At 74.6% G+C, this 14,270-nt stretch carries 11 protein-coding genes; 3 read left to right on the plus strand and 8 right to left on the minus strand.

Annotated elements, in window-relative coordinates; all coding sequences use genetic code 11:
* Positions 1-2 precede the first annotated feature (2 nt).
* The 4 genes from ACGFZP_RS35235 to ACGFZP_RS35250 all read right to left on the minus strand — a co-directional run bounded on the left by ACGFZP_RS35235 (position 3) and on the right by ACGFZP_RS35250 (position 3,578).
* Complete coding sequence (locus ACGFZP_RS35235) at positions 3-848, minus strand: 1,4-dihydroxy-6-naphthoate synthase (protein WP_392940742.1); 846 nt, start codon at positions 846-848, stop codon at positions 3-5.
* On the minus strand, positions 841-1,590 hold the full coding sequence (locus tag ACGFZP_RS35240; protein WP_392940744.1) for a futalosine hydrolase: 750 nt from the start codon (positions 1,588-1,590) through the stop codon (positions 841-843). Before ACGFZP_RS35240 ends, ACGFZP_RS35235 begins: the two co-directional genes overlap by 8 nt.
* A gap of 10 nt (positions 1,591-1,600) precedes the next feature.
* On the minus strand, positions 1,601-2,134 hold the full coding sequence (locus ACGFZP_RS35245; RefSeq protein WP_392940746.1) for a hypothetical protein: 534 nt from the start codon (positions 2,132-2,134) through the stop codon (positions 1,601-1,603).
* 115 nt (positions 2,135-2,249) lie between these two features.
* Positions 2,250-3,578: an MFS transporter gene (locus ACGFZP_RS35250; protein WP_392940840.1), complete on the minus strand. Its 1,329-nt coding sequence runs from the start codon at positions 3,576-3,578 to the stop codon at positions 2,250-2,252.
* A gap of 586 nt (positions 3,579-4,164) precedes the next feature.
* Between ACGFZP_RS35250 and ACGFZP_RS35255 the strand changes: the two genes are divergently transcribed.
* Both ACGFZP_RS35255 and ACGFZP_RS35260 read left to right on the plus strand, forming a co-directional pair.
* Entirely contained in the window at positions 4,165-5,046 is an 882-nt protein-coding gene (locus ACGFZP_RS35255) for a DUF3027 domain-containing protein (RefSeq protein WP_392940842.1), read from the plus strand.
* 322 nt (positions 5,047-5,368) lie between these two features.
* The gene (locus ACGFZP_RS35260; protein WP_392940748.1) at positions 5,369-8,686 is read left to right on the plus strand and encodes a sacsin N-terminal ATP-binding-like domain-containing protein; all 3,318 of its coding nucleotides are present in this window, start codon (positions 5,369-5,371) and stop codon (positions 8,684-8,686) included.
* A gap of 96 nt (positions 8,687-8,782) precedes the next feature.
* On the opposite strand, the gene ACGFZP_RS35265 is transcribed toward ACGFZP_RS35260, so the two are convergent.
* From ACGFZP_RS35265 to ACGFZP_RS35275, 3 genes are read right to left on the minus strand one after another with little or no spacing between them, the layout of a single operon-like run.
* Complete coding sequence (locus tag ACGFZP_RS35265; protein WP_392940750.1) at positions 8,783-8,995, minus strand: hypothetical protein; 213 nt, start codon at positions 8,993-8,995, stop codon at positions 8,783-8,785.
* Positions 8,996-9,013: 18 nt separating this feature from the next.
* Complete coding sequence (locus ACGFZP_RS35270) at positions 9,014-11,530, minus strand: HAD-IC family P-type ATPase (protein ID WP_392940752.1); 2,517 nt, start codon at positions 11,528-11,530, stop codon at positions 9,014-9,016.
* Positions 11,531-11,582: 52 nt separating this feature from the next.
* Positions 11,583-11,942 (minus strand): DUF2530 domain-containing protein, encoded by a 360-nt coding sequence (locus tag ACGFZP_RS35275; RefSeq protein ID WP_392940754.1) that lies wholly within the window; start codon positions 11,940-11,942, stop codon positions 11,583-11,585.
* 223 nt (positions 11,943-12,165) lie between these two features.
* On the opposite strand from ACGFZP_RS35275, the gene ACGFZP_RS35280 reads away from it, so the two are divergent.
* Positions 12,166-13,626 carry an NCS2 family permease gene (locus ACGFZP_RS35280; protein ID WP_392940756.1) on the plus strand — a complete coding sequence of 487 codons (1,461 nt, stop codon included), beginning with the start codon at positions 12,166-12,168 and terminating at the stop codon, positions 13,624-13,626.
* 162 nt (positions 13,627-13,788) lie between these two features.
* Here the strand turns inward: ACGFZP_RS35280 and ACGFZP_RS35285 are convergent, their stop codons facing one another.
* Positions 13,789-14,241, minus strand: a complete 453-nt coding sequence (locus tag ACGFZP_RS35285) for a VOC family protein (protein ID WP_392940758.1) — start codon at positions 14,239-14,241, stop codon at positions 13,789-13,791.
* Between the last annotated feature and the right edge of the window lie 29 nt (positions 14,242-14,270).

The following is a 14,270-nucleotide window of genomic DNA, read 5'->3' on the forward strand; positions in this document are numbered from 1 at the left end:
CCCTAGAAGTCCAGCGCACCCGGGTCGAGTGGGGGTACCAGCCCCTCGGCGGCGGCCCGGGTGAGCAGCGCGCGCACGGCGGCGTAGCCCTCCTCGCCGAGGTCCGCGCTGAACTCGTTGACGTACAGCCCGATGTGCTGGTCGGCGACGGCCGGATCCATCTCCTGCGCGTGCGCCAGCACGTACTCCCGGCTCGCCGACGGATCCGCCCAGGCATGCCGGACGGAGGCCCGGATCGCCTCGGTGATCGCCCGCAGCCGCTCGGCGCCGAGCGAGCGCCGCGCGACGATCGCGCCGAGCGGGATCGGCAGACCGGTCTCCCGCTCCCAGGCCTCGCCCATGTCGGCCAGGCTGCGCAGCCCGTACTGCTGGTACGTGAAGCGGGCCTCGTGGATGACCAGGCCGGCGTCCACCCGGCCGTCCCGGACGGCGGGCATGATCTCGTGGAACGGGAGGACCACGATCCTGCCCAGACCGCCGGGCACCGCCCTGGCCGCCCAGAGCCGGAACAGCAGGTAGGCGGTGGAGCGCTCGGAGGGGACGGCCACGGTCTTCCCGCTGAGGTCGTCCGAGGCCTCCGGCCTGGTCAGCACGAGCGGGCCGCAGCCGCGGCCCAGCGCGCCGCCGCAGGGCAGCAGGGTGTACTCCTCCAGCACCCAGGGCAGCGCGCCGTAGCTGATCTTCAGGACGTCCAGCTCGCCGCGCTCGGCCAGGCCGTTGGTGATGTCGATGTCCGCGAAGGAGACCTCGGGCGCGTCCGCTCCGGGCACCAGGCCGTGTGCCCAGGCGTGGAACACGAAGGTGTCGTTCGGGCAGGGCGAGTAGGCGATGCTCAGCCGTTCAGCCACGGCGGGCCTCCTTCAGCAGCTCCGGGCAGGGCAGCGCGCCGAAGGCCCGTTCCAGCGCGGCCAGCGCCTCGCCGATCCGCCAGGCGGCCCGGTCGCGCGGGCCCACCGGATTGGAGACGGTGCGCAGTTCGAACACCGGCAGGCCGTGCCGGGCGGCGGCCTCGGCCACCCCGAAGCCCTCCATCGCCTCGGCCACCGCATGCGGGTGACGGGCGGTGAGGGCGGCGGCGCGCTCGGCGCTGCCGGTGACGGTCGAGACGGTGAGGACGGTGCCGGTGACGGCGCCCAGGGCGTCCGCGGCGAGTGCCACCGCGGCCGGCGCGGGGGTGTGCCGGACGGTGCCGAAGCCGAGCTCGGTGACGTCCGCGAAGCCCTCCGCGGTCTCGGCGCCCAGGTCGGCGGCGACGATCGCGTCGGCGACCACGGTGGAGCCGACCGGCGCGTGCGGGGCGAAGCCGCCGCCGATGCCGGCCGAGACCACCAGGCCGTAGCGTCGGGCGCCCAGCGCGGCGGCGGCGGCCGAGGCGGCGGCGGCCGGGCCGACCCCGCCGGCCAGCACGTCCACCGGCACGCCCGAGGCGTGCACGGCGCGGTGCAGCTCCCCGCCCGGCACCGGCAGCGCGCGGGCGGGCTCCCGCAGGCCGCGCAGCACCGCCTGGGCCTCGGCGGGCACCGCGACGACGACGAGCAGCCCGGCCCGCTCGGGGCCGGACTGCTCGTCGTCGAAGGTGCGGACGGTCATCGGGGGACCGTCAGGCGACCTGGGTGTTCAGCTTGAAGTACCAGACCGCGTAGATCGCGTCCGGCTGCTTCGGGTCCGACTCGACCACGGTGATCACGGTCTTGCCGGAGGCGTTCAGCGCGTTGGCCGCGGGCACCGAACCGGAGAACGTCGAGCCCTTGGCCGCCGGGGCGAGGATGAAGCGGCCGCCCTGGGCCTGGCCGCCGCCGTTGGTGTTGGCCCACCAGCCGCGGTCCGCCACGGTCGGCGTCACGCCGACGCCGATCCGGTCGCTGGCGACCACGTCGGAGGTGGGCAGGCCGCCCTTCTCCAGGGCCTCGCCGGCCTTGGTCTGGCACTCGTCCTGCTGCTCCTCGGTGAGCGGCTGGCCGTTGTTGAAGCAGAACGGCTCCACCTCGGTCGACGAGGTGCCGACGGTGAGGGTCGCGCGGTGGTCGCTGGGCTGGTCCTGGCCCGTCGCGAAGGCGATGGACCCGCCGACCGTGCCGGCGCCGATCACGACGACGGCGCCGAGGGCGGCGATGACACGGGTGCTGAGGCTCATGCGTCAGAGGCTACCGGGCTTTGCCGATCACGCTACGCGGGGGTCGGCAACCGCGTGTTGTGCCCACCCGGCCGGGTCCGGGACGGCCGGCCGGGGAGCCTGCGGACCGGACGCCTCAGGCGACCCGGGGCGCGGCCGCCCGGCGGCGGACCCCCACCTTGACCAGCGAGCGGAGCGTCCACAGCAGCACCAGTCCGACCACCCCGACCGCCACCCACAGGCCCAGCGCGCCGTCCAGCGGCAGCAGGATGCCGACCGTGCCGCCCACCACCCAGGACAGCTGCAGCAGCGTCTCCGACCGGGCGAACGCCGAGGTCCGCACCGCCTCCGGGACGTCCCGCTGGATCACCGCGTCCAGCGCCAGCTTGCCCAGCGAGGCGGCCAGCCCGGCGACGGCCGCGACCACCACCACCGTCACCACCCCGTACCAGAGCGCCGCGGCCGTGGCCGCCATCGTGGCCAGCAGCAGCATGCTGGTCAGGATCACCTCGGAGCCCCTGGTCCGCAGCCACGAGCCCAGCACCGACCCGAGCGTGTTGCCCGTCCCGGCCGCCAGTGCCACCAGGCCCAGGGCCACGGTCGGATCGAGCCCGCCGATCGGGTCGTCACGCAGCAGGAACGCCAGGAACATCACCAGGAAGCCGACCAGCCAGCGCAGCGCCGACATCGCCCGCAGCCCGAGGATCACCGACGGGCCGACCGTGCGCAGGGTGGCCTTCGGCGGCTGGGCGCCGTGCACCTCGGAGTGCAGGACGGCCCGCTCCTCGCCCTTGGCGGAGTCCACCTTGTGCGGCAGGTGGAAGGCCATCAGGGTGCCGACCACGAACACCAGGAAGGCCCCGCGCAGCGGCCAGCCCGGGCCGATCAGGTGCAGCAGCCCGCCCACCCCGGCGGCCACCCCGGTGGCCAGCAGCCCGGCCAGGGTGACCCGGGAGTTCGCCTTGACGAGGGACAGCCGGCTCGGCAGCAGCCGGGGCACCACGACGCTGCGCACCACCCCGTACGCCTTGGACGCCACCAGTACGCCCAGCGCCTCCGGGTAGAGCGCGATCCCGCCGCCGGACACCGTGCCGGCCATCGTCCAGGCCAGCACCGCGCGGGCCAGCATCGACATCGCCATCGCGGCCCGGCGGCCGTGCGGCAGCCGGTCCAGCAGCGGGCCGATCACCGGGGCGAGGAGGGCGAACGGCGCCATGGTGATCAGCAGGTAGAGCGCCACCCGGCCGCGGGCCTCGCCGGTGGGCACCGAGAAGAAGATGGTGGACGCCAGCGCGATGGTGATCAGCATGTCGCCGAAGGAGTTCAGCGCGTGCAGCTCGATCAGTTTGGCGAGACCGGACTCGCCGGCGCCCTCGGCGGAGGTGGCCCTGCGGATCCGCCGGCCGGTGCCGTGCACCACCCGGCCGGTGCGGGCGCCGGCGGCGGAGGCGGTGCGGACCAGCAGGTTGCGGCGCGGCTCGTCCTCCTCGGACCCGTCGTGGCCGTCGGTCGCGTTGGTCGCGTCGAGGGACGTGTCCGGATGTTTGACGAGGTCCACCAGGCCGGTGGGATCCACCGGTTCGACGGGATTCGCGGGACCGGTGGTGACCGGTGCGGGCGGCCCGGAGCCGTCCACCGGCTGCGGTTCGCCCGCAGAGTGGACCGGAGGCTGCTGCCGCGGCACGGCGCCCGCCTCGTCGGGGTTGCCGGCCTGCGAGGCACGCAGTGCGTGCTGCGGCGGTTTTTCGTCCGCCACAAGCCCATCCTGCCCCAGAATCGGGACGGCAACGCGGGATTCCGCTCCGCTCGGCGCGGCCTCCGCGGGCCGGCCGCCGCCCCGGACTGTGCCGGGTGGCCGACCGACGGGTAGCCTGCCCAGGGTCCGCCTCAGCGCTGCCGGGTCGCCGGCCGGAGCGGATGAGCGGCGCGGCCGGTACCCGCAGCGGCCCGTGGTCGCGCAGAATGGACGAGGGACACCGCGCCGCGACGGACAGGCAACACGCCGTGGGCAACAGAAGAACTGGGAGAGAATCGACGCCGTGAGTGCTGCGATGCGAAGCCGTACCCCTGATCGGCTCTGTGCCGAGGCCGTCGGAATCGCCCGGCAGGCAGCAGACGAGGCCGTCGGAGCAGAGACCGTGGGGGCCCACCTCGGCGTCCAGGCGGACGCCGACCGCGTCGTCACCCACACCTTCGAGTGCCTGGACGCCGCCTACCGGGGCTGGCACTGGGCCGTCACCGTCGCCCGGGCGCCGCGCGCCAAGAACGTCACCCTGGACGAGGTCGTCCTGCTGCCCGGTCCGGACGCCGTCCTGGCCCCGCAGTGGGTGCCGTGGAGCGAGCGGCTGCAGCCGGGCGACATGGGCCCGGGTGACCTGCTGCCCACCGACGCCGACGACCTGCGCCTGGAGCCCGGCTGGACCGGCGAGGACGAGCCGGCCCCGAACTCCGCGGTGGCGCTGGTCGCCGAGGAGGACGTGGTCGTCAGCGACCCGGACATCCAGCCCGCTCCGGCGCGCGCCCAGATCGGCGCCATCGCCGCGGAGCTCGGCCTGGGGCGTTCCCGGGTGCTCTCCCGGCTCGGCCTGCACCTGGCCGCCGACCGCTGGGAGAAGGCGCACGGTCCGCAGACCCCGATGGCCCAGGCCGCTCCGGCGTCCTGCGCCAGCTGCGGGTTCCTGATCCCGATCGGCGGCTCGCTCGGCCAGGCCTTCGGCGCCTGCGGCAACGAGTTCGGCCCCGCCGACGGCCAGATCGTCTCCTTTGCGTACGGCTGCGGCGGGCACTCCGAGGCGGCCGTCATCCCGGCTCCGCCGGCGCCGTCCGAGCTGATCCTGGACGAGCTGGTGGTCGAGCCGCTGCAGCTCCACCCGGACCGCACCTCGGGCTCGGTGGAGCCCGACGCGCCTGCCGAGGAGCTCGGCCACTCCTGAGCCTCCTGAGCCCGGTACCGCCCGCGGCCCGCCCACCGGACAGGTGCGGCGGGCCGCGGCGGTTTCCGGGGCGGTGGCGGTTCTCGGTGCGGTGTCCGTTCCGGCGCCGGGTCCGTTTCCGGGGCGGCGGCGGTTTTCGGGCGGCAGCGGTCTTCGGTGCCGCGTTCGTTTCCGGTGCGCAGGCCCGGTGCCCGGGTCTGCGGCCGGGCCGTGGCCGGGTCCGTGGACGGGCCGCGGCCGGGCGGCCCGGTCGGGAGCAGTCCCCCCGGCAAGGAAGAATGCCCCCGTACGAAGTACAGGGCGGCGGAAGGCGGCAGGTCCAGTGGAACCTCGGATCATCGGCAGCGGCACGGACGAGCACCTCGCGGACCACTTCGGCAGCGCCGGGCTGCGCCGGCGGGTGCTGGACGCCTGGGCCGCCTCCCCGGCCCGGTTCCGGGAGGACGCCAACGCCGAGGAGGAGCTCGCCCTCGGCGGCTACCGCGACCGCCTGGTCGTCGAGTTGGCGCAGAACGCGGCCGACGCCGCGGTCCGCGCGGGCGGCGCCCCGGGCCGGCTGCGGCTCACCCTCGCCGACGGCGTGCTGGCCGCCGCCAACACCGGCGCCCCGCTGGACGCCGCCGCCGTCGAATCGCTCTCCACCCTGCGGGCGTCCTCCAAGCGCGTGGACGAGCAGCCCACCGTCGGCCGGTTCGGCGTCGGCTTCGCCGCCGTCCTCGCCGTCACCGACGAGCCCGCCGTGCTCGGTGCCGGCGGCGGTGTGCGCTGGTCGCTCGGGGAGGCCCGCTCGCTGGCCGAGGCGCAGCCCGCGCTGGCCGACGAACTGCGCCGCCGGGACGGCCATGTGCCGCTGCTGCGCCTGCCGTTCGCCGCCGAGGGCCCGGCCCCCGACGGGTACGACACCGTCGTGGTGCTGCCGCTGCGCGACGCCGCCGCCGAGGACCTCACGCGCCGTCTGCTGGCCGGCATCGACGACGCCCTGCTGCTCACCCTCCCCGGCCTCGCCGAGGTCGTGGTGGAGACCCCGGACGGCACCCGCACCCTCACCCGCTCCGCCACCGGGCCGCGCCCCGACGGCGTCACCGAGGCCGTCACCGAGGTCGTCGTCACCGACGACGCCGACGGGCTGCTGCGGCAGACCGTCTGGCAGACCGCCGGCGCCTCCGGCACCCTGGACGCCGCGCTGCTCGCCGACCGCCCCACCGAGGAGCGCGCCCGCCCGTACTGGACGGTGACCTGGGCCGTACCGGTCTCCGCCGACGGCACCCCGCAGCAGCCCGGGATCGCCCCCGTGCTGCACGCGCCCACCCCCAGCGACGAGCCGCTCGGCCTGCCCGCCCTGCTGATCGCCTCCTACCCGCTGGACTCCACCCGGCGGCACGTCGCCCCCGGCCCGCTCGCCGACTTCCTCACCGAGCGCGCCGCCGACAGCTACGCCGACCTGCTGCGCGCCCGCGGCGGCGACCTCGGCTCGCTCGGCCTGGTGCCCGGCCCGCTCGGCCAGGGCGCGCTGGACAACGCGCTGCGCGCCGCCGTTCTCGGCCGGCTGCCCGGTACGCCGTTCCTGCCGCACCCGGCACCGGTCGAGGAGGGCACGCCCGCGCTGCGCCCCCGGGACGCCACGCTGCTGGAGGGCGCGGACGGCTCGGTGGTGGAGGCGCTGGCGCCGATCTTCCCCGGGCTGCTGCCGGCCGGCCTGGAGCGCCGCACCGAGCTGCGGGTGCTGAACGTGCGCCGGGTGCCGCTCGCCGAGGTGGTCGACCAGCTCGGCGGCCTGGACCGCGAGCCCGCCTGGTGGCGCAACCTGTACGCGGCGCTCGGCGCGGCCGACCCGGAGGCGCTCGGCGCGCTGCCCGTCCCGCTCGCCGACGGCCGGACGGTCACCGGCCCGCGCCGGGTCCTGCTGCCCTCGGAGGACGCCGACTGGGCCGCCTACCCCGGCTACCCCGAGTCGCTGGCCGGCGCCCTCGCGCTGCTCGACCTGCGGCTCGCCCACCCGGAGGCCGCGCACCCGCTGCTGGCCAAGCTCGGCGCCGCCACCGCCACCCCGGCCGGGGTGCTGGACACCCCCGAGGTGCGGGCCGCCGTCGCCCGCTCCTACGAGCTGGCCGAGGACGACCTCGACGCCGCCGTGGACCTCGCCGACTCCGTGCTGGCCCTGGTCAAGGCGGCCGCCCCGGGCGTCGGCGAGCACCCCTGGCTGGCCCGTCTCGCGCTCCTGGACGACGAGGGCGAGCCGGCCCGCGCGGGCGAGCTGATCCTGCCGGACAGCCCGCTCGCCGCGCTCGCCCGCGAGGAGGACGCCGGTTGGGTGGACGACGAGCTGCTGGAGCGCTGGGGCCCCGAAGTCCTCACCGCCACCGGCGTGTTGGCGGAATTCGTGCTGGTCCGCGCCGAGGACGTGGTGCTCGACCCGGACGACCTGGAGCGGCTCGACCCGAGCGCCCCCGCCGACCGCGCGGCCGGCGGCCGTGCGACCGGGCTGCTGGACGAGGCGCCCGACGGTCTCGCCGAGTGGGCCGAGGACGCCCTGGAGGCGCTGCACGCCGACGACGTCGACACCGCCGGTGTGCCGCCGGTCGCCGCCGAGCTGCTCGCCGTCCGCGACCTCGACCTGGTGGACGACGACGCCTGGCCGCAGGCGCTCGCCGCGCTCGCCCGCCCGCCGTACCGCGACGCGGTGGTCAACCCCGTCCGCACCCTGCTGCCGGACGGCTCCTACGCGGACCTGCCCCCGTACACCGCCTGGTGGCTGCGCGACCACCCGGTACTGGACGGCCGCGAGCCGGCCGGCCTGCGCGCGGCCGGCGCGGACCCGCTGCTGCGCGGTCTCTACGACGAGGCGCGGACCACCCTGGACGAGCAGTTCCTGCACGCGCTGGGGGTGCGCACCACGCTGGCCGCGCTGCTCGCCGAACCGCACGGCCCGGACGAGCTGCTGGACCGCCTCACCGATCCGGCCTCCGCCGTCGGACACCGCCAACTGCACGGTGTGCACAGTGCGTTGGCCAGGGTCGACGTCGAGCGGATCGAGCCCCTGGACGTGGTGCGGGCGCTGCCGCCGCTGGACCGGGAGACCGGCCGCCGCCCGGCGCACACGGTGATCGTGGACGCCACCGAGGCGGTCGTCGCGGACGCCCCCGACCTGGTCCAACTTCTGCACTCGTACCCGCTGTTGCCGGTCGCCCCGGCGCTGGCCGCCGACCTCGCCGAGCGGCTGCACGTCTCGCTCGCCAGCGAGGTGGCCGGCGGCCGGGTGCTCTCCGAGGGGAGTCTGCACCGGGTCCCCGCCGTGGTGCGGGAGTTGCTGCCGGGCTGCCCGGTCGCCTACGAGGAGCACGAGGAGCTGCTGGTGGTCGGCCCGGACGGCGAGGAGGCCGCCGTGGACTGGCGCTGGGACGCCGCGGCGGACGCCCCGGAGGCGCCCTACGACCCGGACGCCGCCGAAGAGGCCGACGAGGACGACGAGTTCGAGCTGCCGCCGGCGCCCGGACTGCTGCACGCCGCCACCCCGGAGGGCCTGGCGGCAGGCCTGGCCTGGTCGGTCGGCCAGTGGCACCGGCGCTTCGAGGTGCTGGCCGCCCTCACCGAGCCGGACCGGGCCTACGAGCTCTCCGCCGCCCGGGACTTCGAGGGCTGAGCGGGGTCCGGGAGCTGAGCGGGCTCAACGGGCTGATCGGGCTGATCGGGCTTCGAGGGACCGACGGGCTGACGGCCTCCTGCTGATGCGATCCGCTCAGCGGGAGGCCTTCCCGGTCAGCCGGAGGTAGATCCAGACGGTCGTGCCCGGCCAGACCGCTGCCAGCAGCACCAGCGCCGCGCCCCGCTGCCAGGGGGCCGGGTCGATCAGCGCGCCGATCCCGGCCAGCGCCAGGGCCAGCAGGGCGACCGCCAGCAGTCCGCCGAGGAAGGCGGTGAACGCCTCCACGTCTCCGTCCCTGCGCGCCATCCGGCACCCCCTTCGGGGTCAAGCATCCTGCTTGCGCCGCATGATCCGCCAGACCACCTCCAGCAGCAGCCCGGCCGCCACGGCGATCGCGACGCCGATCCACGGGTCGCGGATGCCGGACAGCGAGAGCTCGAAGAAGTCCGACAGCCACGGCACCAGCAGGACCAGGGCGAACGCCCCGCCCATCGACGCGATCAGCAGCAGCCGCCACCAGTTGTACGGTCGGGCCACGATCGCCAGCACCCACATCGCCACCAGGAACAGCGTCAGGGTGGCCACGCTGGTGTCGGCCTCCAGGTCGGTGGCGTGGTTCGCCCGGGCCAGCGCGTAGGCGGTGAAGGTCGCCGTGCCGGCGATGATGCCGCCGGGGATCGCGAGTCGCAGCACCCGTCGGACGAAGCCGGTGCGGGCCCGCTCGTTGTTCGGCGCGAGCGCCAGGAAGAAGGCCGGTACGCCGATGGTGAGGGTGGAGAGCACGGTGGAGTGGCGGGGCAGGAACGGGTACGGCGAGTGGGTGCAGATCACCAGCAGCGCGAGCAGCACCGAGTAGACCGTCTTCACCAGGAAGAGCCCGGCCACCCGCTCGATGTTGCCGATCACCCTCCTGCCCTCGGCGACCACCGAGGGCAGGGTGGCGAAGGAGTCGTTGAGCAGCACGATCTGGGCGACGGCCCTGGTCGCGTCGCTGCCGGTGCCCATCGCCACACCGATGTCGGCGTCCTTGAGCGCCAGCACGTCGTTGACGCCGTCGCCGGTCATCGCCACGGTGTGCCCGCGGGACTGCAGGGCGCCGACCAGCTCGCGCTTCTGCTGCGGGGTGACCCGGCCGAAGACGGTGGTCCGCTCGGCGGTGTCGGCGAGCTCCTCGGGATCGGCCGGCAGCGTCCGGGCGTCCAACGGGTGCTCGGCGCCGGGCAGGCCGAGGTGGGAGGCGACCGCGCCGACCGAGACGGCGGCGTCGCCGGAGATCACCTTCGCCTGGACCTGCTGGCCCTCGAAGTAGCGCAGGGTGTCGGCGGCGTCCTCGCGCAGCCGCTGCTGCAGCACCACCAGGGCGAGCGGCTGGAGCTCGGCGGCCGGGTCCGGGGCGTCCAGCGGGACGGTGGTGCGGCCGAGCAGCAGGACCCGCAGGCCCTTGGCGCCCAGCTCGTCCACCTCGGCGAGCGCCGGGTGCCCGGAGGGCAGCAGCACGTCCGGCGCACCGAGCAGCCAGCTGGCCTCGCCACCCTGCGGCTCCAGCAGCTGGACGCCGCTCCACTTGCGGGCGGAGGAGAACGGCATCGCCTCGATCACCCGCCAGCCGCTGACGGCGCCGCCGGTGCCGCCTGCGCTGCCGGGGTCGCCCGCCTCGCCCGTGCCGTACGCGTCGATGACGGCCTGCATCGAGGGGTTGGGGCGGGCGTCGGCGCCGGCCATCACGCCGAGCGCCTGCTGTACGACGGCCGGGTCGGCGAGGATGTGCCGGGCGAGCGGGGCGTCCGGGCGCGGGTGGCCGTCGGCCGGTGCCGACTGCGGCAGGGTGCGCAGCTCGACGACGTCCATGCCGCCCTCGGTGAGGGTGCCGGTCTTGTCGAGGCAGACGGTGTCCACCCGGGCCAGCCCCTCGATCGCGGGCAGCTCCTGTACCAGGCACTGCTTGCGGCCCAGCCGGACGACGCCGATCGCGAAGGCGACGGAGGTCAGCAGGACGAGCCCCTCGGGGACCATCGGGACGATGCCCGCCACCATCCGGCGGACGGCCTCCTTCCAGTCGCGGCCCTCGACCGCGAGCTGGCTGATGATCAGGCCGATCGCGGTCGGCACCAGTAGCCAGGTGATGAACCGCAGGATGCTGTTGATGCCGCTGCGCAGCTCGGACTTGACCAGGGTGAACCGGCTGGCCTCCTCGGCCAGCTGTGCCGCGTACGCCTCCCGGCCGACCTTGGTGGCGGTGAAAGCGCCCGCTCCGGCCACCACGAAGCTGCCGGACATCACCTGGTCGCCGGGCTGCTTGAGGACGGGGTCGGGCTCGCCGGTGAGCAGCGACTCGTCGATCTCCAGGCCGTCCGCCTCGGTGACCTCGCCGTCGACGATCACCTTGTCGCCGATGCCGAGCAGCACCGTGTCGTCCAGCACGATGGCGCCGACCGCGATCTGCTGGACGGTGCCGTCCCGCCGGACCTGGGGTCTGGCCTCGCCGATCAGGGCCAGGCTGTCCAGGGTCTTCTTGGCCCGCAGCTCCTGGATGATCCCGATCGCGGTGTTGGCCACGATGACCAGGCCGAAGAGCCCGTCCTGGATCGGCCCGACGATCAGGATGATCCCGAACATGACGCCGATGATCGCGTTGAACCGGGTGAAGACGTTGGCCCGGACGATCTCCCGGGTGGAGCGGCTGGAGCGCACCGGGACGTCGTTGACCTGGCCGCGGGCGACCCGCTCGGCCACCTCGGCGGAGCTGAGTCCGCCGCGCCGCCCGGGCAGCAGCCCGAGCGGATGGGCGCCGTCGGGCCCGTCGCCGGGCGTCTCTTCCGCGGGGTGCGCAGGCTGCGTCATGGCACCGACTCTACGGGCGCCTTATGTCCGATGCGTGCTACTAAAGGACTATTCAGTCCGACTGGGTGGCCGGGTCCGCGCCGTTCTCGCCGGGGGCGCGTTCGGGGCTCCGTTCGGTGGTCCCGGCGCCTGCTCCGGTCCCGGTGCCAGTCCCGGCCTCGGCCTCGGCGGCGGCGCGGTCGCGGGCGATCGCGTCGCGGCGGGCGCGGCAGTACCAGAGGCCGATCAGTCCGAGGCCGGCGCCGGCCAGGCAGATCCACGGCCAGTTGCCGTGGCCGTGGTCGGAGAGGGTCCCCTGGAAGGGGATCAGTACCAGGAAGCCGACGAACCACAGCACCGTGCCGCCGCCGACGATGGCGACGTCGTTGGCCTCCAGCGGCGGGGGTGAGGGGTGCAGTGGCGTCTTGGGCATGGGCCTAGCGTACGGGTCTGCGGGCGGATGTCCGCTGATGCACGAGGTGCTTTCGTTCTACGCGCGAAGATAGCGCGTGTGCGATCGGGGAATTCATACTGAGGATTCCGGTTGGCCGCGCCATGCCCAGGACGCCTGTGTTCACGCCCGCGCCGCCGGGCCCGTCCGGCCACCGTCGCCCCGGTCGGCGAACCCTCCTCCGCCCCCACCCGAGGACGCCCGCATGCCAACGGCCCAGCCGACCACCGAGTCGCCCGAGCCTTCCCAGCCCGCGCCGAACCCCCCGACCGGCGCCCTGGACCGCTACTTCCGGATCTCCGAGCGCGGCTCCACCCTGCCGCGGGAGATCCGCGGTGGCGTGGCCACCTTCTTCACCATGGCGTACATCCTGGTGCTCAACCCGATCATCCTGGCCAGCGCGGTCGACATGAACGGGACCCACCTGAACAGCGCCCAGCTGGTCACCGCCACCGCGCTGACCGCGGGCCTCACCACGCTGCTGATGGGCGTGATCGGCAACGTGCCGATCGGCCTGGCCGCCGGCCTCGGCGTCAACACCATCGTCGCCCTCCAGCTGGCACCCAAGATGACCTGGGCCGACGCCATGGGCATGGTGGTCCTGGCCGGCTTCGCGATCATGCTGCTGGTCGCCACCGGCCTGCGCGAGCGGGTCATGAACGCCGTGCCGCTCGGGCTGCGCAAGGCCATCGCGATCGGCATCGGCCTGTTCATCACGCTGGTCGGCCTGGTCGACTCCGGCTTCGTCAGCCGGATCCCGGACGCCGCCCACACCACCGTCCCGCTCGAACTCGGCGGCAACGGACACCTGCAGACCTGGCCGGTGCTGGTCTTCGTGCTCGGCCTGCTGCTGACCCTGGTGCTGATCATCCGCAAGGTGCCCGGCGCGATCCTGATCAGCATCGTCGTGATGACGGGCGTGGCCGTCCTGATCCAGCAGATCGCCGACCTGTCGGGCCTCGCGTGGGGCCTGACCGTCCCGCAGTGGCCGGGCAACCCGGTGGCCGCCCCCGACTTCGGGCTGGTCGGCGAGGTCAGCCTGTTCGGCGGCTTCGGCAAGGTCGGCGTGCTGACCGGCTGCCTCTTCGTCTTCACCGTGCTGATGTCCTGCTTCTTCGACGCGATGGGCACCATCCTCGGTGTCGCCGACGAGGCCCACCTGCTGGACGCCAAGGGCGACCTGCCGGGCATCAACAGGATCCTGATGGTCGACGGCATCGCCACCGCCGCCGGCGGCGCCACCTCCTCCTCCGCCAACACCTGCTTCGTGGAGTCCACCGCGGGCGTCGGCGAGGGGGCCAGGACCGGCTTCGCCTCGATCGTCACCGGCGCGTTCTTCCTGGCCGCGCTGTTCCTCACCCCGCTGGCCACCATGGTCCCCGCCCAGGCCGCCACCCCGGCCCTGGTCGCGGTCGGCTTCCTGATCCTGGCCAACTCGGTGCGCGACATCGACTGGGACGACTACACGATCGCCATCCCGGCCTTCCTCACCATGGTGATGATGCCGTTCACGTACTCCATCACCAACGGCATCGGCATCGGCTTCATCACCTTCTGCGTCCTGCGCCTCGCCGCCGGCCGCGGCCGCTCCGTCCCCGTCTCGATGTACGCGGTGGCGGCGGTCTTCGCCTTCTACTACCTGATGCCGGCCCTCGGGCTGCTCTGAGCCGGTCGTCCGTTCTGCGGTAGCCCGCGGTAGCCGCCGCAGCGATCGAGCCCTCTCCCCTGGTCGGGAGAGGGCTCGATCCGTTGTGGGCCCGATCGGCCCCGCGCCGTCGGGACCGCGCCGGCGGGAGGGGCGTGCTCGGGCGGGAGCCTGCCGGGGCGGCTACTGGACGCAGAATTCGTTGCCCTCGGGGTCGGCCATGATGACGTGTTCGCCGCCGGGTTCGCGGACGTGGCGCAGGGGGGTGGCGCCGAGGGACTTCAGGCGTTCCACGGTGGCGTCGCGGGCGTCGGGGCCGGGGTGGAGGTCGAGGTGGAGGCGGTTCTTGACCGTCTTCGCCTCGGGGACCTGCTGGAAGAGGATCCGGCGGCCGAGGCCGGTGCCGGAGACCGGGTCGTGCGGCTCCTCCGGGTGGCGGACGGCGGCCAGGGTGCGCCAGGCCTGTCGGCCCTCGACCTCGGTGAGCAGGTCCGGGGTGATCGCGCCGGCCGTGAGCAGGTTGCCGATGAGGACGCTGTGGTCCTCGACGGTGTAGCCGAGGGCGGCGCCCCAGAAGGCCGCCTGGGCGTGCGGGTCGGCGCAGTCGATGACGATCTTCCAGTGCAGAGTGGTCATGTAACCCGTTATATAGGTTACCGAGGTGA

The sequence above is a fragment of the Kitasatospora sp. NPDC048239 genome, assembly GCF_043202015.1.
GTDB lineage: Bacteria > Actinomycetota > Actinomycetes > Streptomycetales > Streptomycetaceae > Kitasatospora.

Coding starts and splice junctions, on each gene's coding strand:
- ACGFZP_RS35285 (WP_392940758.1), bottom strand. CDS start 14,241: ATGACCACTCTGCACTGGAAGATCGTCATCGACTGCGCCGACCCGCAC.
- ACGFZP_RS35255 (WP_392940842.1), top strand. CDS start 4,165: ATGCGAAGCCGTACCCCTGATCGGCTCTGTGCCGAGGCCGTCGGAATC.
- ACGFZP_RS35275 (WP_392940754.1), bottom strand. CDS start 11,942: ATGCCCAAGACGCCACTGCACCCCTCACCCCCGCCGCTGGAGGCCAAC.
- ACGFZP_RS35240 (WP_392940744.1), bottom strand. CDS start 1,590: ATGACCGTCCGCACCTTCGACGACGAGCAGTCCGGCCCCGAGCGGGCC.
- ACGFZP_RS35280 (WP_392940756.1), top strand. CDS start 12,166: ATGCCAACGGCCCAGCCGACCACCGAGTCGCCCGAGCCTTCCCAGCCC.
- ACGFZP_RS35270 (WP_392940752.1), bottom strand. CDS start 11,530: ATGACGCAGCCTGCGCACCCCGCGGAAGAGACGCCCGGCGACGGGCCC.
- ACGFZP_RS35265 (WP_392940750.1), bottom strand. CDS start 8,995: ATGGCGCGCAGGGACGGAGACGTGGAGGCGTTCACCGCCTTCCTCGGC.
- ACGFZP_RS35245 (WP_392940746.1), bottom strand. CDS start 2,134: ATGAGCCTCAGCACCCGTGTCATCGCCGCCCTCGGCGCCGTCGTCGTG.